Source organism: Pantoea sp. CFCC18179 (assembly GCF_059412405.1).
On sequence record NZ_JBNBPM010000001.1, the window covers coordinates 232,852 to 258,543 of the forward strand.

The following is a 25,692-nucleotide window of genomic DNA, read 5'->3' on the forward strand; positions in this document are numbered from 1 at the left end:
ATGGCCGTTTTTGTTCAACCCATCAAAAATTACTCTTGGTGTTCTTCGTGGTCGAACGGCTTATCTTTAGTGACGCGAACCAGATCGATACGGTAATCCGTGGCTTCAATCACCTGGAAGTGTAGCGGCGGCAGGTCAATCACTTCGCCCGGTAACGGCAACTGCCCTTTCTGCGCAATCAGCAAACCCGCTAACGAAGCATGATCTTCATCCGACTTCACCAGATCATGCTGGTCCAACAGCTGTTGCAGCGAATGCAGATCGGTGCCGCCCTTCACTAACCAACCGTCGCCATCGGCAATGATATCTGGCGTTTCATCTTCGTCCGGGAATTCACCGGCAATCGCTTCCAATACGTCCAGCGGGGTGATTAAACCTTGCACCACGCCAAATTCGTTGGTCACGATGACAAAGCTGCCTTTGGCACGACGCAGCACGCCCAACAGATTGATGGGGTCCAGCGTTTCAGGCACCACAATCGGCGGCGTATTGGCAGCAAACGTCGCCACATCCATACCGTGTTCCAGCGCCACCAGCAGCTCTTTAGCGCGCACCACGCCAATAATTTCATCCAACTCACCGCGACACACCGGGAACAAGCTGTGCGGCGTGTCCAGCAACTGAATGCGGATTTCATCAAGTGGACGCGTGACATCAACCCAGGAAATGTTGCCGCGCGGCGTCATGATGCTGCGGATTGAACGCTGCGATAACGTCAACACACCGTTAATCATGTAACGCTCTTCGTCTTTAAACGCTTCCTGCGGCATCGCTTCAGCCAAGGCAGTTTCTTCCGTAGTCGCCGCTTGCTTGCGCTGACGACCACCCATCAGGCGCAAAATCGCTTCTGCGGTGCGCTCGCGCATCGGGCGATGTTCCTGATGCTTGATAAAGTTACGGCGCGCAATCTGGTTAAACAGTTCGATGATGATCGAGAAACCAATCGCCGCGTACAGGTAACCTTTCGGAATGTGGAAACCAAAGCCTTCGGCCACCAGCGACAAACCAATCATCAGCAAGAAGCTCAGACACAGCACCACCACGGTCGGATGCGCGTTAACAAAGCGCGTCAACGGTTTCGAGGCCAGCAACATCACGCCCATGGCAATCACCACCGCGGTCATCATCACCGGCAAATGGTTCACCATGCCGACAGCAGTAATCACCGCATCAAGCGAGAACACCGCGTCCAGCACCACAATCTGAATCACCACCGCCCAGAAACTGGCGTAACCTTTATTGCCCTGATGTTCCAGCCCACGGTTCTCCAGCCGTTCATGCAGTTCCATGGTTCCCTTAAATAACAGGAACAAACCACCGAACAGCAGAATTAAATCTCGTCCAGAAAAGCTGAAATCGCCTACGCTGAATAGGGGTCGCGTCAGTGTGACGATCCATGAAATCAGCGACAGCAAGCCAAGGCGCATGATCAACGCCAGCGACAGGCCGATTAAACGTGCTTTATCGCGCTGCTTCGGCGGCAATTTGTCGGCGAGAATGGCGATAAATACCAGGTTATCAATGCCGAGAACAATCTCCAGCACGATCAGCGTTAGTAAACCCGCCCAAATTGAGGGGTCGAAGAGAAATTCCATCAAAGACTCCTTACCAGAACAGTGGGCACGCGAAATGTCATCTGCGTTTGAGAGCGAGATGAGTATTCGTTAGCAGGGAATGTAACGCTGAAGAGCGTTGAAGCATGCGCAGAGCAGCGCAAAGAAGATGTTGAGCGACGTCGGTGACGGTCCATAAAGGTGAGCTGAAGCCCGGTACTCCTAAGTAATAAACAGATGGCTAATGTATCAGTTACATCAACAACGTCAAAAAAATTTATTACATTTACAAATATCTACACAAACGGATGAATAACGCGCAAAAGCGTACATTCGCGCCGTTACGCTCTGAATAGCTGACAAACATCACATAAATTATTTTTTCGATCACTAAAATAAATCGCGACCTTATCGCTGTGCAGCAGATAGTTTCGTTTTATTTATTGATGCATTTCTTCATCTCAGAACGAACGAACCACCTAAAACACTAACGGTAATTTTCATTGATTCCCGGCGATGCCGAGAATCTCCCACGCGAACGGAGGTAGCAAGTGACCATTGCTATTGTAATTGGTACACATGGCTGGGCGGCAGAACAGTTGCTTAAAACAGCAGAAATGCTGTTGGGTGAGCAAGAAAATGTCGGATGGATTGATTTCGTTCCCGGCGAAAATGCAGAAACGCTAATCGAAAAGTATCAAGCGCGACTGGCCGATCTCGACACGTCAAAGGGCGTGTTGTTCCTGGTCGACACTTGGGGTGGCAGTCCATTTAATGCGGCAAGCCGTATTGTGGTGGACAAGCAAGGCTACGATGTCATCGCCGGCGTCAACATTCCGATGCTGGTCGAAACCCTGATGGGACGTGATGACGATCCTTCGTTGGAAGAGTTGATACATATCGCGGTGGAAGCCGGTCGCGAAGGCGTTAAAGCCCTCAAAACCGAAACCCCTGCACCCGCCGCTGCGGCTGCTCCCGTTGCTGCGGCAAAAGCCCCTGCCCAACCGCAAAAACCGATGGGACCGGGCGATCACATGAAAATTGGCCTCGCGCGTATTGATGACCGCTTGATTCACGGACAAGTGGCCACGCGCTGGACCAAAGAAACCAACGTCACCCGCATTATTGTCGTCTCTGATGAAGTGGCGAACGATCATGTGCGTAAAACGCTGTTAACGCAGGTTGCACCTCCGGGCGTCACCGCGCACGTGGTGGACGTCGATAAGATGGTTCGCGTATGGAATAACCCAAAATACGGACAGGACAAAGTGATGCTGTTGTTCACCAATCCCACCGATGTGGTGCGAATTGTTGAGCAAGGCGTGGATATCAAGTCCGTCAATATCGGCGGCATGGCATTCCGCCAGGGCAAAACGCAAGTCAACAACGCGGTATCCGTGGATGAGAAAGATATCACCGCCTTCCGCAAACTGAACGAACGCGGTATCGAACTGGAAGTACGTAAAGTGTCCAGCGATCAGCGACTGAAAATGATGGACCTGATCGCCAAGGTCAATCCGTAGTTCGCCCTTTGCCTGCATCCGTGGGCGAATTTTAGAGACCTTGCAGAGGAGAAATGCAATGGAGATAACCACGCTACAAATCATTTTGATATTTATTGTGGCTTGTATTGCCGGGATGGGATCGATCCTTGATGAGTTTCAATTCCACCGTCCGTTGGTGGCTTGTACCTTAATTGGTGCGGTCCTTGGCGACATGAAAACCGGTATCATCATCGGCGGTACGCTGGAGATGATTGCACTGGGCTGGATGAACATCGGTGCGGCGGTTGCACCGGATGCGGCGCTGGCTTCGATTATCTCAACCATTCTGGTTATTGCTGGTGGTCAAAGCGTTGGTGCCGGTATTGCACTGGCGATTCCACTGGCCGCAGCAGGACAGGTTCTGACCATCATCGTGCGTACCATCACCGTGGCCTTCCAGCACGCCGCCGATAAGGCCGCCGAGAAAGGCAACCTGAGCGCGATTAGCTGGATCCACGTTTCGGCGTTGGTCTTGCAGGCGATGCGTATCGCTATCCCGGCGTTGATCGTGGCGATTTCGGTCGGTACCAGCATCGTGCAGGAACTGCTGAGCTCGATTCCAGAAGTGGTCACCAACGGTCTGAACATCGCGGGTGGCATGATCGTGGTAGTCGGTTACGCGATGGTCATCAACATGATGCGCGCAGGCTACCTGATGCCGTTCTTCTACCTTGGCTTCGTTACTGCAGCCTTCACCAACTTCAACCTGGTTGCGCTGGGCGTGATTGGCGTGGTGATGGCGGTGCTGTATATCCAGTTGGCACCGAAATATAACCGCGTTGCAGGTGCTGCAACTGCTGGTCCTGCTAACAATGACCTCGATAACGAACTCGACTAGGAACAGGTGAAATCATGGTTGATACAACTAACACTCCAAAGAAACTCACCCCTGGCGACGTCCGTGGTGTGTTCCTGCGCTCTAACCTGTTTCAGGGTTCGTGGAACTTTGAACGTATGCAGGCGCTGGGTTTTTGCTACTCAATGGTGCCGGTGATTCGTCGCCTGTATCCAGAAAACAACGACGACCGCAAACAGGCAATCAAACGCCATCTGGAGTTCTTCAATACCCATCCTTATGTGGCCGCGCCGGTATTGGGCGTAACCATGGCGATGGAAGAACAACGTGCTAATGGCGCAGCGATTGACGATGCAGCAATCAACGGCATCAAAGTCGGTCTGATGGGCCCGCTGGCTGGTGTCGGTGACCCGATCTTCTGGGGTACGGTTCGTCCGGTATTTGCTGCACTCGGCGCGGGTATCGCGATGAGCGGCAGTTTGCTCGGTCCCTTGCTGTTCTTCATTCTGTTTAACGTGGTGCGTATGCTGACGCGTTATTACGGTGTGGCGTACGGCTACCGTAAAGGTGTCGATATCGTGAGCGATATGGGTGGCGGTTTCCTGCAGAAACTGACGGAGGGCGCGTCGATTCTCGGCCTGTTTGTCATGGGGGCGCTGGTCAATAAGTGGACGCATGTGAATGTGCCGCTGGTGGTATCACGCATAACCGACCAGACCGGCAAAACCACGGTAACTACAGTACAATCGATCCTCGATCAGTTGATGCCAGGTCTGATTCCGCTGTTGCTGACCTTTGGTTGTATGTGGCTGCTGCGTCGCAAAGTTAACGCCTTGTGGATCATCGTTGGCTTCTTCGCCATCGGGATCTTCGGTTACTGGATCGGCTTGCTCGGTCTGTAATCATCACAGCCGGGAGAGATTGTCTCCCGGCTATTTTATTTTGAACGGCATGACCTGAACGTCAACGTTGAGGTCATTTCGGTTGAGGAACAACACCCAATGTCACTGACTGACGCCCTGATCGCCCTGCTGATTGCGGGCTTTGTGCTTTTCGCTATCTATGATGAAGCGATCCTGCCACGCCGCAATGGCCCGACCAAATTGCGTGTTGCTTTACGTCGTCGCCATAAAATCGATAGCGCAATTTTCGTGGTGCTATTGCTGATTCTGCTGTGGAACAACATCGACAATCACGGCACGCAACTCACCACCAACTTACTGTTGGTGGTGTGCTTTATGGCGATATGGATTTTCTGGATCCGCAGCCCGAAGCTGCTGATGAAAGAGAGCGGTTTGTTTTATGGCAGTGTGTGGATCGATTATCGCCGTATTCAGAGCATGAACTTGTCGGAAGACGGCATTCTGGTGATGCAACTTGAACAACGCCGCTTGCTGATTGCGGTTAAACAACTCGACGATCTGGAACGTATTTATAACACGCTGGTAGAAGCGCGTTAGTCGCGTTGCCACAAGGTTAAGGTGAAATCGGCATCGCAGCTAAACTCGCTCGATGCTGCGAGGTTCTGCCACACCTCTTCGCGCGCGCGCCAGGCAAATGGCGTCATCTGAAGTAAACTCACCGCCGCCGCGCCGCTCAATGTCATGCTGTAATGCAGGTTTTGCTGATCGACCTGCTTAAATCCGCCATAAACCTTCTCTTCCGTCGCATGCAGTTGCACTTCGCGATAGATCAGCGCCTTAAACTGCTGCAAATGATGCGCGGCTGGCGTGACCGTCAATAAGAAACCGCCTGGCTTAATGACTCGACTCAGCTCTTCTTCATTACAAGGCGCGTAAATGCGCACCACCGCATCCAATGACGCATCGGCAAACGGTAAACGCTGGCTGGAAGCGACACAGAATTTCACCGCGTGATAGCGTTTCGCCGCCATGCGAATCGCGGCTTTGGCTACATCAAGGCCAAACAGTTGCGCTTGAGGTAATGCCGCTGCCATCGCTGCGGTGTAATAGCCTTCTCCGCAACCGATATCCAGCACCTGCGCAGGTTGTGCGGCTAATTTCTCTGCGAGGATCTGCGCCACGCTGTCGCGCAGCGGCTGATAATGCCCAGCGTCGAGAAAGGCGCGACGCGCTTGCAGCATCTCTGCGCTGTCGCCCGGTTCTTTTGAGCCTTTATGCTGCACCGGCAGCAAATTGACGTACCCTTCTTTCGCCTGATCAAACTGATGTCCCGCATCACAACGGAAGCTGTTGGCCTGCTGCAATAAAGGCTGATGGCAAAGTGGGCAAATCAAAGACATAGATAACTCCGGGTTAGCGATTCGCGGCGCAGTTTACCCTGATCATCCAGCAACAGAAAGTGCAAAGAAAAAGCCCTGCTCGATGAACAGGGCTTTAAGATTCGTTTCAGTGGTGCATGGCACCGAGCCTGAGGGCGAAATCAGATTGGGGTAACGTTGACCGCAGCTGGACCTTTCTGGCCGTCCTGAATTTCGAACTCAACGCTTTGGCCTTCGGCCAGAGTTTTAAAACCATTGCCCTGGATTGCAGAGAAGTGTACGAACACATCTTTGCTACCATCAGCAGGAGTAATAAAACCAAAACCTTTAGACTCGTTGAACCACTTAACCTGACCTTTAATCTTTGCCATTTCGCAAATTTCCTTTCGATGTTTATATTGCCCGGAGGCAGACTTACAGATAAACCAGAGACATTACTGAATGAGGCACTAATTTAAGGTTCGGCAAGGAAGCGGTATTCAACGTCAACGTCTTTACTCGTAACTTCTTTACTGAAGATGCCATACATAAACAGAACTGTACCTCGTTTGACCCACGATTTGTTATCACATATCCGCAAATTAATGGCAAGCCATTTTTAAACGCTGATCGACGTGACGCACATAATTAGCGAATTGACCGTGCCGTTGCTGTTTCAGCATATTGACAGCATCAACCTAAACTGCGCACAAACGCTTATTCATCAGTACAGTTAGCGTCAAACAGCGGGTTCGTCAAGCGCAGCGGCGTCGGGTAATTCTGTACAAATAAAGTGGATAACGCTACGCCAAAAATATTGCACTAATATGGCATCACTAAAATATTCCACTAAAAAGTTAGCCAGTTACCCAACAACCGCGCCTGTACAGATATTGTACAAATAGTTTTCTGCGGTATAAGTTATTAATTGTTTTGCACCAAAATCAGGAAAGGACAATTATATTCGCCCCATATAAAAGCATTATCAATTGCTGGCATTTATCTCAATTTTAACTATCTACTCAACAATTAAATGTTAAAAAGAACATCTCAAGGCTTGATTTAACAAACGCGCACTAGGATTAATCTTAGATGATATTCATTTGAAACGTTTCGCTGCTATTAACGTAGATGATCGTGCCTAACCCACGACAACATATTGCGGATACTGCGCACCATTTCAGTGCGCAGTGGATAACGAAGAACCATCGCGATAAGCGTTTTGCTGTGTACTTAGCGCTCGGGGATCATCCGGATAAAATCGCGTTTCCCTTCTGTTTCTTCCTCTGCTGCGGGTTTTGCGCTGACAGGTTGTGCATCAACTAATCGACGTAATAGCACATTCTGTTTCTTCTGCTCTTCTACTAATGCTTCCAATAAACGGATCTGTTCACTGGCGCGTACGCTAGCCCGGTTAACGAAGAACCAGGCAATAAAGGCCACAATAATGATGATGGCCAGGACGCCATAACCAAACAGCGGACTGGTGTTTGCGGCTAACTCGTTCATAACTGCCTCTGTAGTCAAAAAACAAACCTCTACTCCGCCGCCGATTCTACTCGTTGCTGGCACAAAAGATAATGGGTGGCGGCTAAAAGCAGATTATCCCGCAAAGATCCTCTCTTTCAGTTATCTCTGATCGATCCGCTGGCGAAAGCGCGGCATGCTGATAAAGTAGAGCCGGCAGCAACTTCGGAACAGCTGCGTTTTGTATCACAAGGAGAAAAGATGAAATTACTCGTTAGAACGATTATGGTGCTGGCACTGATTTGGCTAGCAATGCTATTGACTGGTTATGGCGTGCTGACTTGCAGCAACAAGAATGCGGCTGGCTTAGGGCTGCAATGTAGCTACCTCACCGCGCGCGGCATGATTACAGCACAGTATCTGCACACAGACAGCGGCATCGTCGGCGTAACGGATTGTCCGTTGCTGAAGAAGAGTGGTGAAGTGGTCGATAACTGATCATCCGGCGGGCTGGTAACAGCCCGCTCTTTCACTCAGAAAGGATAGTCGTGGTAGCCCATCTGTTCGGACAGATTGCGCGCCGCACGATGCAACATCGCGACATATTCGTTTTTCGCTTCTTCAGAAAAACGGATGGTTGGGAACGAGATACTTAACCCGGCAATCACCACACCAAAGCGATCAAAAACCGGCACCGCGATGCAGCGTAAGCCCTCTTCCTGCTCCTCATTATCTTCGCCAAAACCTTGCGCCTTCACCTGATCCAACACCTCAAGCAACGCTTCCACCGTGACAATGGTCTTGGCCGTGCTGCGCCTGAACGCCACTTCGCGCAGAATATCTTGTACTTCCGCACGATCGCGCCATGCCAGCAGCACTTTACCGATTGCCGTCGTGTGCAGCGGATTGCGGCGGCCGATACGTGAGTACATGCGCAGGTTATACAGTGAATCAATTTTGTGGATGTAGACGATGCTGTCTTCTTCCAACGCGCCCAAATGGATAGTTTCTTTGGTGAGACGTGACAGCTCGCGCATTTCGATATCGGCACTGCGAATCAAATCCACGTTCTGCAACGCTTTTGCGCCCAGCTCAAACAGTTTCAGCGTCAGTGAATATTTCTCACTTTCCCCTTCCTGCGCCACATACCCCAAGGTTTTCATGGTCTGGAGAAAGCGATAAACGGTGCTTTTCGACATCAGCACCCGTTGTGATAACTCAGTAATACCGTGATCGCGCTCTTCGCCCAACGCTTGCAAAATGCCAAACACTTTCATCACCGATGAAACCGAGTCGGGCTGTTTATCATTATCGCTGCTCGCCATGGCGCGTATCCTTTTTTGACAGTGTTTCAAAAAAAACGGAACAGAAACGCCAGTATATGCGTTTCACAGTAAATGCGGCAATCACTGACACGGCATGACACATTCGCACGTAATTTTATGTCAATGAATGCGGTGCTTTTCGCCAGCGAATTGATTAGCATGATGATATTCACTTCCTTCACTTATTCTACTTATGCCCGCAACTGCTCCTCAGGATGGATTACCCGTTCCACAACGTTATGGCGCGATTTTAACTATCGCGCTCGGCATCATGATGGCGGTGCTGGATGGCGCGATTGCCAACGTGGCGCTACCCACTATCGCCCGTGAACTCAATGCCAGCCCGGCAGAATCAATTTGGATCGTTAACGCTTACCAAATTGCCATCGTCATCTCACTGCTTTCGCTGTCATTTCTGGGCGATATGCTCGGTTATCGCCGTGTGTATCAAGTGGGCCTCGGCTTATTTATCGCCACATCCCTATTCTGCGCGCTCTCCTCATCGCTCAATATGCTGACCTTCGCGCGCGTGCTGCAAGGCTTTGGTGGCGCAGCGCTGATGAGCGTCAACACCGCACTGATACGCATCATCTATCCGCAGCGCTTTTTGGGGCGTGGTATGGCGATCAACTCGCTGATCGTTGCGGTTTCCAGTGCGGCCGGACCAACGGTTGCTGCGGCCATCTTGTCGATCGCCAGTTGGAAGTGGTTGTTCCTGATCAACGTGCCACTGGGCATTGTGGCGCTGTGGCTGGCGTTACGTTTCCTGCCTGACAACACGCAAAAAGCTAAGCAGCAGAAATTTGATGTGCCCAGCGCCATCATGAATGCGCTATTTTTTGGTTTGCTGATTTCGGCGTTAAGCGGATTTTCACAAGGACAAAATGGCTGGCTGATTACTGGCGAGTTGGTTGCGTTATTACTGGTTGGCGTGGTGTTTGTGCGCCGTCAATTGGCGATGCCAGTGCCACTGTTGCCGGTGGATTTGCTACGTATCCCGATCTTTTCATTATCCATTGGTACCTCCATTTGTTCATTCTGTGCGCAAATGCTGGCGATGGTGGCATTGCCATTTTTCCTGCAAAACGTGCTAGGACGCGATGAAGTTGCCACCGGTTTGCTGTTAACGCCATGGCCGTTGGCAACGATGGTGATGGCGCCAATTGCCGGACGACTGATTGAGAAATTCCACGCTGGATTATTAGGCGGATTGGGATTGGCGATGTTTGCTGCGGGGCTGTTTTTGCTGGCCTTGTTGCCAAGCCAACCAACCGATGCCGACATTATCTGGCGTATGATGCTGTGCGGCGCTGGATTTGGCCTGTTCCAGTCACCCAATAATCACACCATCATCACCGCCGCACCACGCAATCGCAGCGGCGGTGCCAGCGGCATGTTGGGCACCGCGCGTCTGGTTGGACAAAGCAGCGGTGCTGCGCTGGTCGCGCTGATGTTTAACCTGTTTAACGACAGCGGCACGCACGCATCGTTGTTGCTGGCCGGCAGCTTTGCCAGTGTTGCCGCCATCGTCAGTATGGCGCGTATGACGCAGTCGCGAGAAACCGCCGAATCGTAGAAACAGCAAGGGCGCCAATCGGCGCCCTTTTCATTTCAAACACGGTAACTATTTGATGTATTCACCGCTGCGCAACGCTTCGATACGTTTATCCAGCGGCGGATGCGACATGAATAACTCGCTCAACGATTTGTTTTTACCGTTGATGCAGAACGCCATCATGCTGCTTGGCTCCTGCGGTTCGTAGCTGGTTTTCAAACGCTGCAAGGCAGCAATCATCTTCTCGCGGCCCACCAGTTTCGCGGAACCGGCATCGGCGTGGAATTCACGGTGACGTGAGAACCACATGGTGATCATGCTGGCGAGGAAGCCAAACAGCAGTTCCAGCACCATCGACACCGCGAAATAGACCATTGGATTGCCATTGCTGCTCTCGTCGCCATCGCGGTTGCCGGACAAAAAGCCCGAAGCAATCTGCGCCAAAATACGCGAAATAAAGATAACAAAGGTGTTCACCACGCCCTGAATCAACGTCATGGTGATCATATCACCGTTTGCGATGTGCGCGATTTCGTGCGCCAGCACCGCTTCCGCTTCATCGCGGCTCATGTTTTGCAATAAACCGGTCGACACTGCAACCAGCGATGCATCACGACGTGCCCCCGTCGCAAAGGCGTTAATGTCTGGCGCGTGGTAAATCGCCACCTGCGGCATCGCAATGCCGGCCTGTTGAGCCTGGCGGCCGACGGTTTCCATCAGCCAGCGTTCCGTTTCGTTACGGGGTTGTTCAATCACTTCACCGCCAACGGATCGCAATGCCATCCATTTGGACATCAGCAGTGAAACAAACGCACCGCCAAAGCCAAACAGACCTGCCATAATCATCAGACCTTGAACACTGCTTGACTGAATTCCTGTCAGACTCAGAATCAGTCCGAATACCAACATCACCGCCAAGTTGGTGAGCAGGAAAAGAGCAATACGCATCATAAAAGTTAATCTTCCTCAGTTGTTCTCGCGCTCATGCGCGGATATCTATCCTAGGGTCATTGCTGCGCTTTTCAAGCAACCTTAATCTTTAAGTGCCTAAAAAGACATAACTTTACATTAGAGCTGGAAGCCGGCTATTGGCCGCATTAACGCATCTGAACAATGATTTTAGCCTAAAAAAAAGCACCGCTTAAGCGGTGCTGTTTCATAAGCCGAGGGCTATTTCGCCGCTTCGGCAGCAGGCTGGGTTTTCTCCAACTGCGCCATGTCGTTAGCGATTTTCACCGTTTCATCCAGATACGGATCAGGCTCTTTATAGTCTTTCGGCAGATCGTCCAGGCTCTTCAGCGGCGCTTTGCCTTCCGTTTGATAACGCGCGTTGATACGCTCCAGACGCAGTGCATCATCTTCATGATTCTCTTTCTCACGTTGCGCAAGATTGAGCGAAACGATATTGCGTTTGTCTTTCATCGCGTCGAAGCGCGCAATATCTTTCATGATGTACTGGAATTCACGATCTTTCGCGATACGATCGGCATGTTCTTTGGTCAGCTGCGGCACCATCGGCGCGATATCACCGGTTTTGGTGTAGCTTGCCGCGTTCACGCTGTCCCACGGCAATGCATTGTCCTCGAATTTCTCGCCAGTTTCTGCCGCTTCCACGCCGGTTGGCATCAGCAGATCAGGCGTTACGCCTTTACGCTGAGTACTGCCGCCGTTGATACGGTAGAACTTCTGAATGGTGTATTGCACTGAACCCAGCGCAGGCCATTCTGGACGCAGCATCTGATCGTAGATGCGATTCAGAGAACGGTACTGCTGCACCGTGCCTTTACCGAAGGTCGGCTCACCGACAATCAGCGCACGACCATAATCCTGCATCGCCGCCGCGAAGATTTCAGACGCTGAAGCACTGAAACGATCGACTAACACCACCAGCGGACCTTTGTAATAAACAATGCCATCGTTATCGCTGTCTTGACGCACGCGACCATTGTTATCACGCACCTGCACCACTGGACCGCTTGGGATAAACAGACCAGACAGCGAAACCGCTTCGGTCAATGCGCCGCCGCCGTTGGTACGCAGATCGATCACAATGCTGTCGACGTTTTGCTTTTGCAGTTTCTGCAACTGCACTTTGACATCGTCAGTTAGGCCAACGTAGAAGCCAGGAATATCCAGTACGCCGACTTTCTCTTTGCCGACGTTATGCACGGTGCCTTTTACCGCACGATCTTCCAGACGGATCTTCTCGCGCGTTAAGGTGACGGTGCGGGTTTTGGTGCCCTTGCCAGCTGGCAGGATTTCCAGGCGCACTTTGCTGCCTTTCGGTCCTTTGATTTTCGACACCACATCATCCAAACGCCAGCCGATCACATCTTCCATCGGCTTGCCTGGCTGACCGACACCAACAATGCGATCGCCGACGCTGATCATTTTGCTCTTGCCCGCCGGACCACCTGCGACCATCGAGTTGATCACCGTGTAGTCGTCGTCCATTTGCAGCACGGCGCCGATACCTTCCAGCGACAGGCTCATTTCGGTGTTGAATTGTTCGGTGTTGCGCGGTGAAAGATAGTTAGTGTGCGGATCGATTTCGTGCGCGAACGCGGTCATCGCCAGCTGGAACACATCTTCACTGTTGCTTTGCGCTAAACGACGGATAGCAAAGTTGTAACGCTTGGTCAGCGTTTCACGGATCTCTTTGTCATCTTTACCGGCCAATTTCAGGCTCAGTTCGTCATATTTAACTTTGGCATCCCACAGCGCATTGAGCTCATCAACGCTCTTCGGCCATGGCGATTTTGCCCGGTCAATGTCAATGGTGTCATTGCCGGTGAAATTCATTGGGCGGTTCAGCACACTCAGCGCGTATTGATAGCGCTCAAAGCGGCGTTTCTGCGCCAGGTTGTAGAGATCGTAAAATACATCCAACTTACCGCTGCGGAATTCGTCACCAACGGTGGTTTTCTTGTCGGCATATTGCGCGACATCAGAAGCCAACAGCACGTTGTGGCTGTAATCGAGCAGATTCAGGTAGCGATCAAAAATTTTTGCTGAAAAGTCCTGATTCAAATCGAATTGGCGGTAATGAGAGCGGGTAAAACGCGAGGTGACGCGTTCACTAACGGTAGGATGTTGCGGGTCTTCGTGTAGCTGGGGAATCTGATCAGCGCGGGTAATATTGTCTGCGCTAAAGGTGGGACCTGCTAAAAGCAGGCCCGCGATCATACTGATCTTTAAAATATTGTTCATGCCAGGGTCAGCCTCCGTTTCAGAACTGCAAATGTTCTGCGCGCACAATCATTGCCATGCCGGAAGCGAGCTGAACCCGAACGCCATCTTTAGTAATTTCAAGAATGGTAGCGTCCATTGCACCTTTACCTGCAGTCACTTTAATGTTCTGGCCGGGTTGCAACGTTGAGGTGTCAGTAACAGGTTTAGCTCGCGGCGGTTGCGGTGCGGTACGCTCAGCAGCGGCGGCACGCGGTGCCTGCTGTGGACGTGGCTTACGCGGCGCATCGCCGTTCGCAGCAGGTTTGCGTGGAGCAGGCTTGCGTGGACGACGTTCAGCGGTCTCTTCACCGGCTTCGCGCTTCTTCGCTTTTTGCTGATCACGCTGCGCCTGAACGCGAGCTTTAGCTTCTTCCAGTTGCTTGCGCGCATGTTCTACGTGTTGCTCATCCAGCACGCCACAGGCATTGCCGTCGAGATCAACACGGATGGCACCTGCTTTGATGCCATAAAGATAACGCCAGCTAGAGGTATATAGACGTAAGGCAGAACGCAGTTGCGTCTTGCTCAGGCTTAATTCGCCTTGAACACGCTCGACCAGATCTTGAAAAATGCCGATTTTGAGCGGACGCGCCTCGCCTTCGGCGCTAAAGCATTGCGGAAAACGCTCCGCCAAAAAGGCGATGACTTCTTTACTGCTATTCAACTTAGGTTGATTTTCCATGAAATTTCCTGATTACAACGGATTTGCCGACCAGAGCAGGCATGAACAGGCGACATTATAATGACAACATCGCCAAATGCTATGTGATCCAGTCGATTAGCTGTGCGTCAGCTGAATAAATTTTACGATGTCGCTGCCCGCCAGCACTTCACAAAGCCCGTCGGTAAGGGCCACCAGCCCCGCTTCATCCTCGCTGTCGAAGCGAGAATAAACCGTACTATCAATATCTAAAACGCCCACCAGGGTGCCGTTCACTTTCAGAGGAATCACGATTTCGGCATTGCTCGCCGCATCACAGGCGATGTGGCCGGGGAACGCATGCACGTCCTCAACCAACTGCACTTTATCCTCAGCAACCGCTGTACCGCACACGCCTTTGCCCACCGGAATGCGTACACAGGCGATTTTGCCCTGGAACGGACCTAACACCAGTGTGTTTGGCTCAGTTAGCAAATAGAATCCTGCCCAATTCACGCCTTCCAGGCGTTCAAATAACAGCGCGCTGCAATTGCCGAGCGCTGCCAGGAACGAGGTTTCACCCGCCAACAACGCGCGGATATCACGATTTAAATCCTCGTAAAAAGCTTTTTTGTTCATTGTTCAACCATAACTCATCACTGTGGTGACCTTAATGTCACTCAGTTGTTAAAATAAGCACTAATAATCCAGGCGCATCAGGTGAATCATTCTGTTAGTTACTATAACCTTAGCAGTCGGTGGATAAGAGTTTTCTTGTACCACTGAATGTTGCAGGCAGATTGGCTCTGCTCAACATGCCGGTAACCGTAACGAACGATGGGCACTTGCGTCACCTATGAAAATTCACGCTATCAGCCAGACGTTGCCCCACGCACGTTATCAGCGTTGTCCGCAATGCGATACCCTTTTTTCCTTACCGGATGTGAAATCGCATCAGACAGCTTATTGCCCACGCTGTCATGCGCAAATCCAGAGCGGACGTGACTGGTCAATGACGCGTCTCACCGTGATGGCGGTGGTGATGATGGTCTTAATGCCCTTCGCCTTCAGCCTGCCATTGGTGGATATTCGCCTGCTTGGCATGCGCATCAACGCCAGCTTGCTTGAAGGCGTGATCCAGATGGCACAGCAAGGTAATACGTTAACCGCTTCGATGGTGGCGTTCTGCACCATCGGTGCGCCGGTAACTTTGGTGGCTGGCATTGTCTATTTATGGGTTGGCAACGCGCTCGGCATGAATCTGCGTCCAGTATTGCTGATGCTGGAGAAGCTTAAAGAGTGGGTGATGCTGGATATCTATCTGGTCGGCGTAGCGGTGGCATCAATAAAGGTGCAGGATTACGCCGCGCTGGAAGTGGGTTACGGATTGGTGGCGTATATCGCCTTAACGGTATTGAGCCTGTTAACGCTCATCCACCTCAATGTCGAGCAGTTGTGGGAACACTATTATCCGCAAGCGATGCCCACCTCGCCGCCAGAAGAGTGGCAAGTGTGCCTTAACTGTCACCAAACCGGCGTCGCCGATGAACGCGGTCGCTGCACGCGCTGCCATACGCCGCTCGATTTTCGCCGTCGCCACAGCTTACAAAAATCCTGGGCCGCTTTAATCGCCTCGATTGTCTTGTTGATTCCCGCCAACCTGATGCCGATCTCTATCGTTTACGTCAATGGCGCGCGCCGCGAAGATACCATTTTCTCCGGCATTTTAGGGCTGGCATCGGGCAATGTTCCGGTTGCAGCCGTGGTGTTTATCGCCAGTATTCTGGTGCCGTTTACCAAAGTGTTAGTGATGCTGACGTTGTTAATCAGCATTCATTTCAAATGCGAACAGGGTTTAAAAACCCGCATTCGCCTGCTGCGCGCCGTTACCTGGGTGGGCCGCTGGTCGATGTTGGATCTGTTTGTGATTGCGTTAACCATGTCGCTGGTCAATCGTGACCAGCTGCTGGCTTTTACTATGGGACCGGCCGCCTTCTACTTTGGCTCTGCCGTGATCCTGACCATTATGGCTGTTGAGTGGCTTGACAGCCGCCTGATCTGGGATGCACATGCAACAGGAAACGCCGACTACACCGACTAGCGCGAATCTGCGCGGCAAGCGCAAGATTTCGCCCTTTTGGTTATTGCCCATCATCGCCCTGCTGATCGCTTGCTGGCTGTTATGGACCAATTACCAGGAGCGCGGTACGACGATCACCATTAACTTCCAAACGGCAGACGGTATTGTGCCGGGCCGCACGCCAATTCGTTATCAGGGCGTGGAAGTCGGCACGGTGCAAGGTATCGTGCTGAGCGATGATTATCGCAGCATCCAGATCAAAGCCAGTATCAAGAGCGATATGCGCGATGCGCTGCGCGAAGACACGCAGTTTTGGCTGGTGACGCCTAAAGCCTCGCTGGCGGGTGTTTCCGGGCTGGATGCGCTGGTCGGCGGTAACTATATCGGCATGATGCCAGGCAAAGGCAAGGAGCAGGATCACTTCACGGCGCTGGATGCGCAGCCGAAATATCGCGTGAATACTGGCGAATTGCTGATCCATCTGCGCGCACCGGACCTCGGTTCGTTGAATACCGGTTCGCTGGTCTATTACCGCAAAATCCCGGTTGGCCGCGTGTATGATTACAGCCTGAACAACAGTACCGATGGCGTCACCATTGATGTGCTGATTGAACGTCGCTTCATCAATTTGGTGAAAAAGCAGAGCCGCTTCTGGAATGTTTCCGGTGTGGATGCCGATGTCAGCCTGAGCGGGGCTAAAGTGAAGCTGGAAAGCCTGGCGGCGCTGGTGAATGGTGCGATTGCCTTTGATTCGCCCAACGATGGCGAGCAAGCGCAGGTGGATGCCAATTATCAACTTTATCCTGATTTAGCGCACAGCCAGCGAGGTGTGCAGATCCTACTCGATTTACCGAGTGGCGATAACCTGAAAGCCAATAGCACGCCGTTGATGTATCAAGGTTTGGAAGTAGGCACCTTAACCAAATTGAATTTGCAGGATGGCGGTAAAGTCACCGGCGAATTGACCGTCGATCCTTCTGTGACCGGTTTGATGCGCAGCGGCACGCGTATTGAGATGCGCACACCGAAAATCAGTCTGACCGACACCAATCTGAGTAGCCTGTTAACAGGCAACACCTTCGAATTGGTGCCCGGCGAAGGTGAACCGCAAGATCACTTTAATGTGTTGCCAGCCAGCGAGACGCTGCTGCAAAAACCTGACGTACTGACCGTTAAACTCAGCGCACCGGAAACTTACGGGATTGATGCTGGCCAACCGGTAATGCTGTACGGCATGAAGATTGGTCAGGTGATTTCACGCACGCTGGATGAAGACGGCATCAGTTTTGTGGTGGCGATTAATCCGGAACAACGCAAATTGGTGCACGCCGACAGCAAATTTGTGGTCAACAGTCGTCTTGACGTGAAGTTTGGCCTTGATGGCATGCAGGTGCTCGGTGCCAGCGCGCGTGAATGGGTTGATGGTGGCATTCGCCTGATTCCGGGCGCGAAAGGCAATCCGTCGACACGCTATCCTTTATATGCCGATGCTGAACGCGCTGAAGAAGGCATCGTTGGGCAACAACCGCCAACCACGCTGAAACTCACGGCGACCAGTTTGCCAGATGTGCAGGCCGGCTCGGTGCTGCTGTATCGCAAATTCCAGGTCGGCGAAGTGGTTGACGTGGTGCCACGCGCCGATGCGTTCGAAATCTCCATCCATGTTCAGCCGCAATATCGCAAACTGCTGACCAGCGAAAGCGTGTTCTGGGCTGAAGGCGGCGCGAAAGTACAACTCAACGGCAGCGGCTTAACCGTGCAGGCGTCGCCGCTGAATCGTGCGTTAAAAGGTGCCATCAGCTTTGATAATCTGACCGGCGCGCAAGCAGCGAAAGGCGTTAAACGCGTGCTCTATCCTTCGGAAACCGCCGCCCGCGCGGTGGGCAGCCAGATTACGTTGCACACCTACGATGCCAGCAAATTGTCGGCTGGCATGCCAATTCGCTATCTCGGCATCAATATTGGTCAGGTTGAATCGCTGGCACTGAGCAGCGATAACAATCAGGTGGTGGCGAAAGCAGTGCTGTATCCAGAATATGTGCAAGACTTCGCACGCATCGGCAGTCGCTTCTCGGTAGTTTCGCCAGAAATTTCTCCGGCGGGCGTCAACCATCTGGAAACGCTGTTGCAGCCTTACGTTAACGTCGATCCGGGCAAAGGTCCGCTCGCTCGCACCTTTGAGCTGCAAGAGAGCACCATCACCGATTCACGTTACCTGAACGGTTTGACCATTTATGTTGATGCGACCGAAGCCGGTTCGCTGTCGGTGGGCACGCCAGTGCTGTTCCGCGGCGTTGAAGTCGGCACCGTGACGGGAACGTCGCTGGGTAACATGGCCGATCGGGTACAAATCGCGCTGCGCATCAGCAAAAAATATCAGCATCTGGTACGCAACAACTCGGTGTTCTGGCTGGCTTCTGGCTACAACTTCGATTTTGGCCTAATTGGCGGCGTGCTGAAAACTGGCACCTTCCAGCAGTTCATTCGCGGTGGCGTACAGTTTGCCACACCACCAACGGTGCCATTAGCGCCACAAGCCGGTGCCAACAAGCACTTCTTGTTGCAGGATGAAGCGCCGAAAGAGTGGCGCAGTTGGGGCACAGCAATTCCGGACCCTAATCAACCGTAAGCAAATCGGGCAGCCTGGCTGCCCGATTCTTTTTCGCGTGTTACACTTCGCGCCTATTTAGTTTCCCCGGAAGATGCCCGTGTCCGATCGCTTTCCCGAAGATTTCCTCGCGCTGATGCGCGCCAGCCTCACTGACGACGCTGAACTGCAACGTTTCCTCGCTATCAGCCAACAACCGCTGCGACGCAGCCTGCGCGTCAATACCTTAAAGATCAGCGTGGACGATTTCCTTGCACGCACCGCCGATTACGGTTGGCGTTTGACGCCGGTTCCGTGGTGCGCCGAAGGTTTCTGGATTGAGCGTGACGATGAATCACTGCCGTTGGGCAGCGTGGCGGAACATCTCAGCGGTTTGTTCTACATTCAGGAAGCCAGTTCGATGTTGCCGGTTACCGCGCTGTTTGACGCTGCGCCGGATGCACGCCAGGTGATGGATGTTGCGGCTGCGCCAGGTTCGAAAACCACGCAAATGGCGGCATTAATGCGCAATCAAGGCGCAATCCTCGCCAACGAATATTCAGCCAGCCGCGTCAAAGTGTTGCATGCCAACATCAGCCGCTGCGGCGTCAGCAACGTAGCGTTGACCCACTTTGATGGCCGCGTATTTGGTGCCGCGTTACCTGAACGTTTCGACGCGATTCTGTTGGATGCGCCTTGCTCCGGCGAAGGCGTGGTGCGCAAAGATGCCGATGCGCTACGCAACTGGACGCTGGCCAGCACCGAAGCGATTGCGGAAACGCAGCGCGATCTCATCGACAGCGCCTTCCATGCATTGCAGCCCGGCGGCACGCTGATTTACTCCACGTGCACGCTGAATCAAATCGAGAATCAGCAGGTGATTCATTGGTTGCAGCAGCGTTATCCCGACGCGGTGGAAATCGTGCCGCTGAATGATCTGTTTGCGGGCGCGGATCAGGCATTAACACCAGAAGGCTTCTTGCACGTCTTCCCACAAATCTTCGACAGCGAAGGCTTCTTCGTGGCACGGTTACGCAAAACCGCCAGCATTCCGGCGCTACCGCAACCGACCTACAAAGTGGGCAAACTGCCCTTCTCACCGTTGAGCCGTAAGTTGAGCGCCGAAGTCCAGCAGGCGGCAGCCAAAGTCGGTTTGCACTGGGATGAGAATCATACTTTGTGGCAGCGCGACAAAGAGCTGTGGCTGTTTCCCGCCGCACTGGAAAGCTGGCTCGGCAAAGTGCGTTTCTCACGCATCGGCCTGAAATTAGCGGAAACCTTCCCGAAAGGTTATCGCTGGCAGCATGAAGCGGTAGTAGCACTGTCGCAGCCAGGCAGCGAGCTGGATTTCGAACTGACTGATGAACAAGCCGAAAGCTGGTATCGCGGCCAGGATATTCATCCGGAAACCTTGCCACAGCGCGATGAAGTGATCGTTACCTACCAGCAGCAACCGTTAGGTCTTGCCAAGAAAGTCGGCAATCGCATTAAGAACAGCTATCCGCGTGAGTTAGTGCGCGATGGCCGTTTGTTCCGCTAGCGATTACTGCAACTGCACCAGCGTCAGACGATTACCAAACACCGCGCCAGTATCAATGTAATGTTGGTTCGCCACATTAAGCGGTTGTTCTAATGGCGTATGGCCGAAGTAGAACGCGTTGGCACCATCAATGTGGTTAGAATTGCCACGTTGATGGCGTCCCAGGCGTTCGCGGCTCCACACCACTTGTTGCCAATCCACATCTTGTCCCAATGCGTAATGGCTGGACGGATAATCCGCATGCGCTATCACCACCACGCGATCGCCCAAATCCACATGCAAGATTAGCGGCAACTCAGCGCAACGTTTTAGCGCATGGCGGGCGGCAATCAATGACGCGCCTTTCAACTGCCAGAACCAATCGCCGCCGTTCATCATCCACAAGGTTTGGTCGCGTCCTTCTAGCGCCGCCAGCGCCATTTGTTCATGATTGCCGCGTACGCCACGGAACCACGGCTCTTGCAGCAATTGTAAACAGCCGGGACTGTCCGGCCCGCGATCGATTAAATCGCCGACCGACAGCAAGAGATCCTGCTGCTTATCGAAGTTGCGCTTTAACAATTGCGCATCCAGTTGAGCGCGGCAACCGTGTAAATCGCCGACCACCCAAATGTTTCGCCACGTTTTAGCACTTACCGTTTGGTAAAACATGTAATCTTCCCCGGTTGACTGGAAGTTTAAACAACCCAGCATAAAGTATAGCCGGGTCAGGTTTAGCCAGCGGAGGGAACAGCATGAGCGGCCGTAAACAGTTTATTGGTGTATTAATCGTTATTTTCATCGGCAGCCTCTTGCTACTCGAATCACTCGCTCGCTTAGTGCATCTGTTATTTGTGGGATAATTACCCGACTTTACATTCCTCACTAAAGGCCTACACTCCTTTGCGCATCATATAAAGGAGACGATATGAGCCAGAACATTTACGACAACCCTACATTTTTCGCCGGTTACGCCACGCTGCCACGTTCAGTGCAAGGATTGGATGGCGCGCCAGAATGGCCCGCGCTGCGTGCGTTACTGCCTGACCTCAAAGATAAGCGCATCCTTGATTTGGGCTGCGGCTACGGTTGGTTTTGCCGCTATGCGCAGCAACAAGGTGCGAAGGACGTTTTAGGGCTGGATGTGTCAGAGAAAATGCTGGCACAAGCCACAGCGATGACCCAGGGAAACGGCATTCGCTATCAGCGCGCTGATTTGGAAACGCTGCAACTCAGCGAATCTTTCGATCTCGCCTACAGTTCGCTGGCGCTGCATTATCTCAGCGAGATCGACACGCTATTCGCCACGCTGTTTAAGGCATTGACGCCCGGCGGCGCGTTGGTCTTTTCCTGCGAGCACCCGATTTACACCGCGCCGAAGCAGCAACAATGGATTGTTGACGATCAGCAACAGCGCAGTTGGCCGGTGAACCAATATCAGTTAGAAGGCGAACGTATCAGTAATTGGTTTGCAGATGGCGTGAAGAAACAGCATCGCAAACTGGCGACATGGATTAATGCATTGATTGATGCTGGATTTGCCCTTGAGCATCTGGATGAATGGGGACCAACCGCCGAACAAGTCGCGCAGAATGCCGGTTTGGCAGAGGAATGCGATCGTCCGATGATGTTTTTACTGGCGGCGCGTAAGTCTGGAAAAAGCGAATAAAAAAGTGACTCAACGTTGCTCATTTTTGCCACACATCATGTGTGGCAAACACCGGTGTTTTCCACTAACGCGTGATCAGGAATATCGCCAACAAGAAGAAAGCTAATAATCCCGCAAACGTCATGAATCCCAGATGCGGCGTTTTTGCCCTGCCCACCACCACACCAATAAAGACACAAAGCAGAGTTAAGGTGCCAATCATTACCCAGAGGAGATATTGTGTATTTGCCATGAAGGATCCTTATTAACCGGCAGTAAAATAGAAGCGCCGACCTTATACCATTTTTCACCCACGCTGGCTGCTATTAAATGGCCAACCTTTCTACTGGCTATAACCCGTTAATTACACCGCGTTATGATTGCATCGTACCGCTTGTAGCTTTTGTAATTGCGTTAAACGCGCCAACGCTTTGTCGCTGGCACTGGCTTTCGCAATGCCATTGCCGATACCGAAATCCCCAACAAATCCCAACACAGTTAGCGCATCAAACTCTCCGGTTTTAGCAATCTGCTGCTGGACACTCTGCGTTTTGGCGACTTCCTGATTCAGCGTGGCGCAATCATAGCTGGCCGCCTCCTGATCGCTGACCTTGGCGGATTGCGGGTATTGTTTCAACGCACAGCCGCTAAGCAGCAAAGTAACAATCAGAGCAAAGCTTTTATACATGCGGAAATCTCTGGTTTTGGTTGGTGCGGATTATCACGTTAAGAAGAAAATGTAGCAGGTAATGTCGCGTTCGATCAGCAGAATAGCGCGGAAGAATCGAGGCAATTTTCAGATAAAAAAAAGCACTGCCGAAGCAGTGCTAGTAATGCTACATCAAGCGATGGCTTGATAATCCCTAATAATCATCAGGGGCGTAAATCAACCTGATTATGCTGTTTTCAACACAATCATTGATGATTTACAAAATATGCATTTCGCGCCATGTGGATTCATTTTAGTGATATCGAACACTGAAGTGCGATATTGCGAACCATGGCAATGCGGACATCTGAAACTTTTAAACAATATTACAAACCTACAACGTTAGTCGCTGATGGGCCTTTAGGACCATCTTCAACTGAAAACTCAACACGCTGACCTTCATCCAGTGAGCGATAATCAGTGCCCTGGATAGCAGAGAAATGGACGAAAACGTCCTTGCTGCCATTTTCAGGAGAAATAAAGCCGAAGCCTTTTTCTGAGTTGAACCATTTTACCGTTCCAAGAATTTTATTAGACATAATTTTTACCTTTTAAATGAGCCTATTGGCGTTAAGGGCCGAGTTGCAGATACGAATCAGAACTTAGGATAAGACTCAAAGAGAAAGGGCTTGAAGCGGCACTTGCTGGGATGAGAAATACAATGGGAACTAACCTTCTAACTGTCTGCTATTCAGACCGACGCAGCATTAACGCATTAATCCTCACCACAAGCAAGCTAAAATATTTTTTATTTCCAATAGGTGAAAGGATTTTTTAGTGAATTGAAAGGAAACGATATTATCAGAACAGCTTCATTTTGGGCGGAAATAAGGTTTTATTGATCATACAGATAAAAAAAGACCCAATACGATTCCTGTATCGGGTCCAGGGAAATGGCTCTTTGAGAGCCGTGCGCTAAAAGTTGGCATTTTTTGCAGGCGAGGACGCCTTGCCATTTAAAGGTAGACCAAGGGTGATTAATTTCCAGCCAACTGTCACAAACGGGATGAAAAGCGTTCAACTCTGTGATCGCGCTGACACTACGTGAGAGCAAGCGCAGCGACAAAAATGTGCGCTACGCCTGATAAATGAAGGGATTACTTATCGCACAGCTGCTGCGCACGATCAATGATCGGTTGCAGGCTCATTTTCTGGCCTGGATGGGCTTTATCTTCAGCCACGATGGTGTCGATGGATTGCAATGTGCCCTGCCCGGCGGTATTGCGCGCCAGCGCTTTGTCGTTGAGCGGATATTGCAGCAAGGTGCTTGGGTTAATGGCAAACAACGCGCCATCTTTTTCACAAGTTAGCATCACCTCTTCACGGGTGAACGGCCACTTGTCTTTACCAATCTCAAAACGGCTGACGGTAATAATCTGCGCGGCCATCGCCTGGCTGCACAGCGCCATCAATACGCAAGCTGGAATCAGTTTCTTCAGCAAAATATCGACCTCATTTCATCTTCTTTAATGACACATTCAAGCCGGTGCCAGCGTGGCAAACACGCTCACCAACCCAATAACCCCAATCGCCAGCAACAGCTCAAGCTGCGTCAGGCGAATAAATAGTCGCGGTGCCACATCCGCCGCGCGGTGAAAACGCGGCACCAGCAGATAACGATTGATCACTGCGAGCATCATCATCAGCAGCACCAGCAGCACTTTCGCCAGCAGCAGTTCGCTCCACAGTGTGATTTGCCAATTCAGCGGCGTCCCGGCAATCAACAGGCTATTAATAATGCCGGTTAACAACGCCAGCGCCACGGCCAGATGACCATAGCGCGAGAAGCGCATCATGCAACGAATCGCATCAATGCGAAATTCACTCTGCCGCGCTTCGCGCATCAATACCAACAGTGGCAACAAACCGCCGGCCCAAAATGCGGCTGAAATCAGATGCAGCGCGTGATTCGCTTGTTGCAGCACGCCGGGCCAACCTTCGCGCATCGCGGCATGGCCCACGCCAGCTAAAGCGATCAATTGCAAAACGCCACTGAACAGCAATGCGTTTTGACGCAGCGAACCGTGCAGCAGGAGCGCCATGACGCTCAATGCAGCCCAACCTATTTCCCAGCGCCACACTTGGCCGAAACGCGTGCCGAGCACCGCACGCCAGATCTCCACGTCGCTGACATTGCGCCAATCACCACTCATCAAGCCGGTTTGCGTCGCCAGCATCAATACTGCGCTGATGAAACTGATGATCGCGCATATGATCAACATCCGCGCCAGGCGCTGCGCCAACACCGGACGATAGCGGCGAGGCGCCAGCAGCGCAGTGTAAAAAGCGCTGCCAGTCAGAAGCAAAACGGCCATGAAATGAATCGCCCGCAAGGCAATCCACACGCTACTTAAACTCATTTGATGGTGAAGGAGTAGCTGCCTTTGGTTTTATGTCCATCAACTGACAATACATGCCAGTTGACCTGATATTGGCCTGATTGCAGCGGCGGATCGAATTGTACTACCAACCTATTGTGTTGGTTCTCCGCCAGCTTGGCTTTGCCGGCCGCAACCGGCTGATGCTGCGCATTCAGTATTTCAACGCCACTGAATGCCGGTTCAACATCTTCAGTGAAAGTCAGCGATGCATTATGCAGGAAGCTATCCACCACCATTTTATCGGCAGGAACCGCAGTTTTCAGATGGGCATGCGCCAGTGCAAACTGGCTGAAGGTCAGCGCAGAGAACGCCAACAGCAACGCTACGCCACGGCTAAACGCAGTTTTGTTCATCACTTCTTTCCTATTACATGCGGCAAAGCTCCGCAAACGTGGCAGCAGGATACGCCGCCGATCCGCAGGTGTCGAGACTTGCG

General features: G+C 52.0%; 28 protein-coding genes. 10 read left to right on the forward strand and 18 right to left on the reverse strand.

Features of this window, described 5'->3' with window-relative positions; all coding sequences use genetic code 11:
• Positions 1-29 precede the first annotated feature (29 nt).
• The gene (locus tag ACPUC7_RS01095) at positions 30-1,595 is read right to left on the reverse strand and encodes a TerC family protein (protein ID WP_494921443.1); all 1,566 of its coding nucleotides are present in this window, start codon (positions 1,593-1,595) and stop codon (positions 30-32) included.
• A 509-nt stretch (positions 1,596-2,104) separates the two neighbouring features.
• Between ACPUC7_RS01095 and manX the strand changes: the two genes are divergently transcribed.
• The 4 genes from manX (at position 2,105) to ACPUC7_RS01115 (ending at position 5,353) form a co-directional block, all read left to right on the forward strand.
• The gene (gene manX, locus ACPUC7_RS01100; RefSeq protein ID WP_494921444.1) at positions 2,105-3,076 is read left to right on the forward strand and encodes a PTS mannose transporter subunit IIAB; all 972 of its coding nucleotides are present in this window, start codon (positions 2,105-2,107) and stop codon (positions 3,074-3,076) included.
• Between the two features lie 58 nt (positions 3,077-3,134).
• Complete coding sequence (locus ACPUC7_RS01105; RefSeq protein WP_343552686.1) at positions 3,135-3,935, forward strand: PTS mannose/fructose/sorbose transporter subunit IIC; 801 nt, start codon at positions 3,135-3,137, stop codon at positions 3,933-3,935.
• Positions 3,936-3,949: 14 nt separating this feature from the next.
• Positions 3,950-4,795, forward strand: coding sequence for a PTS mannose transporter subunit IID (locus ACPUC7_RS01110; protein ID WP_097097131.1), 846 nt, complete (start codon positions 3,950-3,952; stop codon positions 4,793-4,795).
• Positions 4,796-4,894: 99 nt separating this feature from the next.
• Positions 4,895-5,353, forward strand: a complete 459-nt coding sequence (locus ACPUC7_RS01115) for a DUF986 family protein (protein WP_494921445.1) — start codon at positions 4,895-4,897, stop codon at positions 5,351-5,353.
• On the opposite strand, the gene rlmA is transcribed toward ACPUC7_RS01115, so the two are convergent.
• The 4 genes from rlmA to ACPUC7_RS01135 form a co-directional block, all read right to left on the reverse strand.
• Complete coding sequence (gene rlmA, locus ACPUC7_RS01120; RefSeq protein ID WP_494921446.1) at positions 5,350-6,156, reverse strand: 23S rRNA (guanine(745)-N(1))-methyltransferase; 807 nt, start codon at positions 6,154-6,156, stop codon at positions 5,350-5,352. The genes ACPUC7_RS01115 and rlmA overlap by 4 nt on opposite strands.
• A gap of 140 nt (positions 6,157-6,296) precedes the next feature.
• The gene (cspE, locus tag ACPUC7_RS01125; protein ID WP_008110414.1) at positions 6,297-6,506 is read right to left on the reverse strand and encodes a transcription antiterminator/RNA stability regulator CspE; all 210 of its coding nucleotides are present in this window, start codon (positions 6,504-6,506) and stop codon (positions 6,297-6,299) included.
• 83 nt (positions 6,507-6,589) lie between these two features.
• Positions 6,590-6,664 (reverse strand): DUF2627 domain-containing protein, encoded by a 75-nt coding sequence (locus tag ACPUC7_RS01130; RefSeq protein WP_110866451.1) that lies wholly within the window; start codon positions 6,662-6,664, stop codon positions 6,590-6,592.
• A 683-nt stretch (positions 6,665-7,347) separates the two neighbouring features.
• Positions 7,348-7,623 (reverse strand): YebO family protein, encoded by a 276-nt coding sequence (locus ACPUC7_RS01135; RefSeq protein ID WP_343552683.1) that lies wholly within the window; start codon positions 7,621-7,623, stop codon positions 7,348-7,350.
• A 219-nt stretch (positions 7,624-7,842) separates the two neighbouring features.
• Here ACPUC7_RS01135 and ACPUC7_RS01140 point away from each other — a divergent pair, with 219 nt between their 5' ends.
• Positions 7,843-8,079, forward strand: coding sequence for a YobH family protein (locus ACPUC7_RS01140; RefSeq protein WP_494921447.1), 237 nt, complete (start codon positions 7,843-7,845; stop codon positions 8,077-8,079).
• Between the two features lie 35 nt (positions 8,080-8,114).
• Here ACPUC7_RS01140 and kdgR read toward each other — a convergent pair whose 3' ends face one another.
• On the reverse strand, positions 8,115-8,906 hold the full coding sequence (gene kdgR / locus ACPUC7_RS01145; RefSeq protein ID WP_494921448.1) for a DNA-binding transcriptional regulator KdgR: 792 nt from the start codon (positions 8,904-8,906) through the stop codon (positions 8,115-8,117).
• A gap of 193 nt (positions 8,907-9,099) precedes the next feature.
• Between kdgR and ACPUC7_RS01150 the strand changes: the two genes are divergently transcribed.
• Positions 9,100-10,482: an MFS transporter gene (locus ACPUC7_RS01150; RefSeq protein ID WP_494921449.1), complete on the forward strand. Its 1,383-nt coding sequence runs from the start codon at positions 9,100-9,102 to the stop codon at positions 10,480-10,482.
• A 48-nt stretch (positions 10,483-10,530) separates the two neighbouring features.
• Here the strand turns inward: ACPUC7_RS01150 and htpX are convergent, their stop codons facing one another.
• From htpX to ACPUC7_RS01170, 4 genes are all read right to left on the reverse strand, one after another.
• On the reverse strand, positions 10,531-11,412 hold the full coding sequence (htpX, locus tag ACPUC7_RS01155) for a protease HtpX (protein WP_494921450.1): 882 nt from the start codon (positions 11,410-11,412) through the stop codon (positions 10,531-10,533).
• 219 nt (positions 11,413-11,631) lie between these two features.
• Positions 11,632-13,671, reverse strand: coding sequence for a carboxy terminal-processing peptidase (gene prc / locus ACPUC7_RS01160; RefSeq protein WP_494921451.1), 2,040 nt, complete (start codon positions 13,669-13,671; stop codon positions 11,632-11,634).
• A gap of 19 nt (positions 13,672-13,690) precedes the next feature.
• Positions 13,691-14,374 (reverse strand): RNA chaperone ProQ, encoded by a 684-nt coding sequence (gene proQ / locus ACPUC7_RS01165; protein WP_343552677.1) that lies wholly within the window; start codon positions 14,372-14,374, stop codon positions 13,691-13,693.
• Positions 14,375-14,470: 96 nt separating this feature from the next.
• Entirely contained in the window at positions 14,471-14,971 is a 501-nt protein-coding gene (locus tag ACPUC7_RS01170; protein WP_008110428.1) for a GAF domain-containing protein, read from the reverse strand.
• Between the two features lie 217 nt (positions 14,972-15,188).
• Between ACPUC7_RS01170 and yebS the strand changes: the two genes are divergently transcribed.
• From yebS to rsmF, 3 genes are all read left to right on the forward strand, one after another.
• Positions 15,189-16,433, forward strand: a complete 1,245-nt coding sequence (gene yebS / locus ACPUC7_RS01175) for a membrane integrity lipid transport subunit YebS (protein ID WP_494921452.1) — start codon at positions 15,189-15,191, stop codon at positions 16,431-16,433.
• Positions 16,402-19,041, forward strand: a complete 2,640-nt coding sequence (locus tag ACPUC7_RS01180; protein WP_494921453.1) for a PqiB family protein — start codon at positions 16,402-16,404, stop codon at positions 19,039-19,041. Before yebS ends, ACPUC7_RS01180 begins: the two co-directional genes overlap by 32 nt.
• A 73-nt stretch (positions 19,042-19,114) precedes the next feature.
• Positions 19,115-20,539: a 16S rRNA (cytosine(1407)-C(5))-methyltransferase RsmF gene (gene rsmF, locus ACPUC7_RS01185; RefSeq protein ID WP_494921454.1), complete on the forward strand. Its 1,425-nt coding sequence runs from the start codon at positions 19,115-19,117 to the stop codon at positions 20,537-20,539.
• Positions 20,540-20,542: 3 nt separating this feature from the next.
• On the opposite strand, the gene ACPUC7_RS01190 is transcribed toward rsmF, so the two are convergent.
• A complete protein-coding gene (locus tag ACPUC7_RS01190) occupies positions 20,543-21,190 on the reverse strand; it encodes a metallophosphoesterase (RefSeq protein WP_494921455.1) in 648 nt (215 codons plus the stop codon).
• Between the two features lie 256 nt (positions 21,191-21,446).
• On the opposite strand from ACPUC7_RS01190, the gene ACPUC7_RS01195 reads away from it, so the two are divergent.
• On the forward strand, positions 21,447-22,187 hold the full coding sequence (locus tag ACPUC7_RS01195) for a class I SAM-dependent methyltransferase (RefSeq protein WP_494921456.1): 741 nt from the start codon (positions 21,447-21,449) through the stop codon (positions 22,185-22,187).
• Between the two features lie 64 nt (positions 22,188-22,251).
• On the opposite strand, the gene ACPUC7_RS01200 is transcribed toward ACPUC7_RS01195, so the two are convergent.
• The 7 genes from ACPUC7_RS01200 to copC form a co-directional block, all read right to left on the reverse strand.
• Positions 22,252-22,419 carry a hypothetical protein gene (locus tag ACPUC7_RS01200; RefSeq protein ID WP_494921457.1) on the reverse strand — a complete coding sequence of 56 codons (168 nt, stop codon included), beginning with the start codon at positions 22,417-22,419 and terminating at the stop codon, positions 22,252-22,254.
• A 111-nt stretch (positions 22,420-22,530) separates the two neighbouring features.
• Positions 22,531-22,854 carry a hypothetical protein gene (locus tag ACPUC7_RS01205; RefSeq protein ID WP_494921458.1) on the reverse strand — a complete coding sequence of 108 codons (324 nt, stop codon included), beginning with the start codon at positions 22,852-22,854 and terminating at the stop codon, positions 22,531-22,533.
• 207 nt (positions 22,855-23,061) lie between these two features.
• Positions 23,062-23,202, reverse strand: a complete 141-nt coding sequence (gene ymcF / locus ACPUC7_RS01210) for a cold shock small protein YmcF (protein ID WP_494921929.1) — start codon at positions 23,200-23,202, stop codon at positions 23,062-23,064.
• The gene (gene cspE / locus ACPUC7_RS01215; protein WP_494921459.1) at positions 23,202-23,414 is read right to left on the reverse strand and encodes a transcription antiterminator/RNA stability regulator CspE; all 213 of its coding nucleotides are present in this window, start codon (positions 23,412-23,414) and stop codon (positions 23,202-23,204) included. The genes ymcF and cspE (ACPUC7_RS01215) overlap by 1 nt, the downstream gene beginning before the upstream one ends.
• Positions 23,415-23,972: 558 nt before the next feature.
• Positions 23,973-24,320: a YebY family protein gene (locus ACPUC7_RS01220; RefSeq protein ID WP_494921930.1), complete on the reverse strand. Its 348-nt coding sequence runs from the start codon at positions 24,318-24,320 to the stop codon at positions 23,973-23,975.
• 33 nt (positions 24,321-24,353) lie between these two features.
• Positions 24,354-25,235, reverse strand: a complete 882-nt coding sequence (gene copD / locus ACPUC7_RS01225; protein ID WP_494921460.1) for a copper homeostasis membrane protein CopD — start codon at positions 25,233-25,235, stop codon at positions 24,354-24,356.
• Positions 25,232-25,609, reverse strand: coding sequence for a copper homeostasis periplasmic binding protein CopC (gene copC / locus ACPUC7_RS01230; RefSeq protein ID WP_494921461.1), 378 nt, complete (start codon positions 25,607-25,609; stop codon positions 25,232-25,234). The genes copD and copC overlap by 4 nt, the downstream gene beginning before the upstream one ends.
• Positions 25,610-25,692: the final 83 nt, after the last annotated feature.

Excerpts from the sequence above, each read along its gene's own strand:
- prc (WP_494921451.1), bottom strand. The coding sequence starts at position 13,671 with ATGAACAATATTTTAAAGATCAGTATGATCGCGGGCCTGCTTTTAGCA.
- rsmF (WP_494921454.1), top strand. The coding sequence starts at position 19,115 with ATGCCCGTGTCCGATCGCTTTCCCGAAGATTTCCTCGCGCTGATGCGC.
- proQ (WP_343552677.1), bottom strand. The coding sequence starts at position 14,374 with ATGGAAAATCAACCTAAGTTGAATAGCAGTAAAGAAGTCATCGCCTTT.
- copC (WP_494921461.1), bottom strand. The coding sequence starts at position 25,609 with ATGAACAAAACTGCGTTTAGCCGTGGCGTAGCGTTGCTGTTGGCGTTC.
- ACPUC7_RS01180 (WP_494921453.1), top strand. The coding sequence starts at position 16,402 with ATGCAACAGGAAACGCCGACTACACCGACTAGCGCGAATCTGCGCGGC.
- cspE (WP_494921459.1), bottom strand. The coding sequence starts at position 23,414 with ATGTCTAATAAAATTCTTGGAACGGTAAAATGGTTCAACTCAGAAAAA.
- ACPUC7_RS01140 (WP_494921447.1), top strand. The coding sequence starts at position 7,843 with ATGAAATTACTCGTTAGAACGATTATGGTGCTGGCACTGATTTGGCTA.
- ACPUC7_RS01150 (WP_494921449.1), top strand. The coding sequence starts at position 9,100 with ATGCCCGCAACTGCTCCTCAGGATGGATTACCCGTTCCACAACGTTAT.
- ACPUC7_RS01190 (WP_494921455.1), bottom strand. The coding sequence starts at position 21,190 with ATGTTTTACCAAACGGTAAGTGCTAAAACGTGGCGAAACATTTGGGTG.
- kdgR (WP_494921448.1), bottom strand. The coding sequence starts at position 8,906 with ATGGCGAGCAGCGATAATGATAAACAGCCCGACTCGGTTTCATCGGTG.
- cspE (WP_008110414.1), bottom strand. The coding sequence starts at position 6,506 with ATGGCAAAGATTAAAGGTCAGGTTAAGTGGTTCAACGAGTCTAAAGGT.
- ACPUC7_RS01195 (WP_494921456.1), top strand. The coding sequence starts at position 21,447 with ATGAGCCAGAACATTTACGACAACCCTACATTTTTCGCCGGTTACGCC.
- copD (WP_494921460.1), bottom strand. The coding sequence starts at position 25,235 with ATGAGTTTAAGTAGCGTGTGGATTGCCTTGCGGGCGATTCATTTCATG.
- ACPUC7_RS01205 (WP_494921458.1), bottom strand. The coding sequence starts at position 22,854 with ATGTATAAAAGCTTTGCTCTGATTGTTACTTTGCTGCTTAGCGGCTGT.
- rlmA (WP_494921446.1), bottom strand. The coding sequence starts at position 6,156 with ATGTCTTTGATTTGCCCACTTTGCCATCAGCCTTTATTGCAGCAGGCC.
- ACPUC7_RS01135 (WP_343552683.1), bottom strand. The coding sequence starts at position 7,623 with ATGAACGAGTTAGCCGCAAACACCAGTCCGCTGTTTGGTTATGGCGTC.
- ACPUC7_RS01200 (WP_494921457.1), bottom strand. The coding sequence starts at position 22,419 with ATGGCAAATACACAATATCTCCTCTGGGTAATGATTGGCACCTTAACT.
- ACPUC7_RS01115 (WP_494921445.1), top strand. The coding sequence starts at position 4,895 with ATGTCACTGACTGACGCCCTGATCGCCCTGCTGATTGCGGGCTTTGTG.
- yebS (WP_494921452.1), top strand. The coding sequence starts at position 15,189 with ATGAAAATTCACGCTATCAGCCAGACGTTGCCCCACGCACGTTATCAG.
- htpX (WP_494921450.1), bottom strand. The coding sequence starts at position 11,412 with ATGATGCGTATTGCTCTTTTCCTGCTCACCAACTTGGCGGTGATGTTG.
- ACPUC7_RS01110 (WP_097097131.1), top strand. The coding sequence starts at position 3,950 with ATGGTTGATACAACTAACACTCCAAAGAAACTCACCCCTGGCGACGTC.
- ACPUC7_RS01105 (WP_343552686.1), top strand. The coding sequence starts at position 3,135 with ATGGAGATAACCACGCTACAAATCATTTTGATATTTATTGTGGCTTGT.
- ACPUC7_RS01095 (WP_494921443.1), bottom strand. The coding sequence starts at position 1,595 with ATGGAATTTCTCTTCGACCCCTCAATTTGGGCGGGTTTACTAACGCTG.
- ACPUC7_RS01170 (WP_008110428.1), bottom strand. The coding sequence starts at position 14,971 with ATGAACAAAAAAGCTTTTTACGAGGATTTAAATCGTGATATCCGCGCG.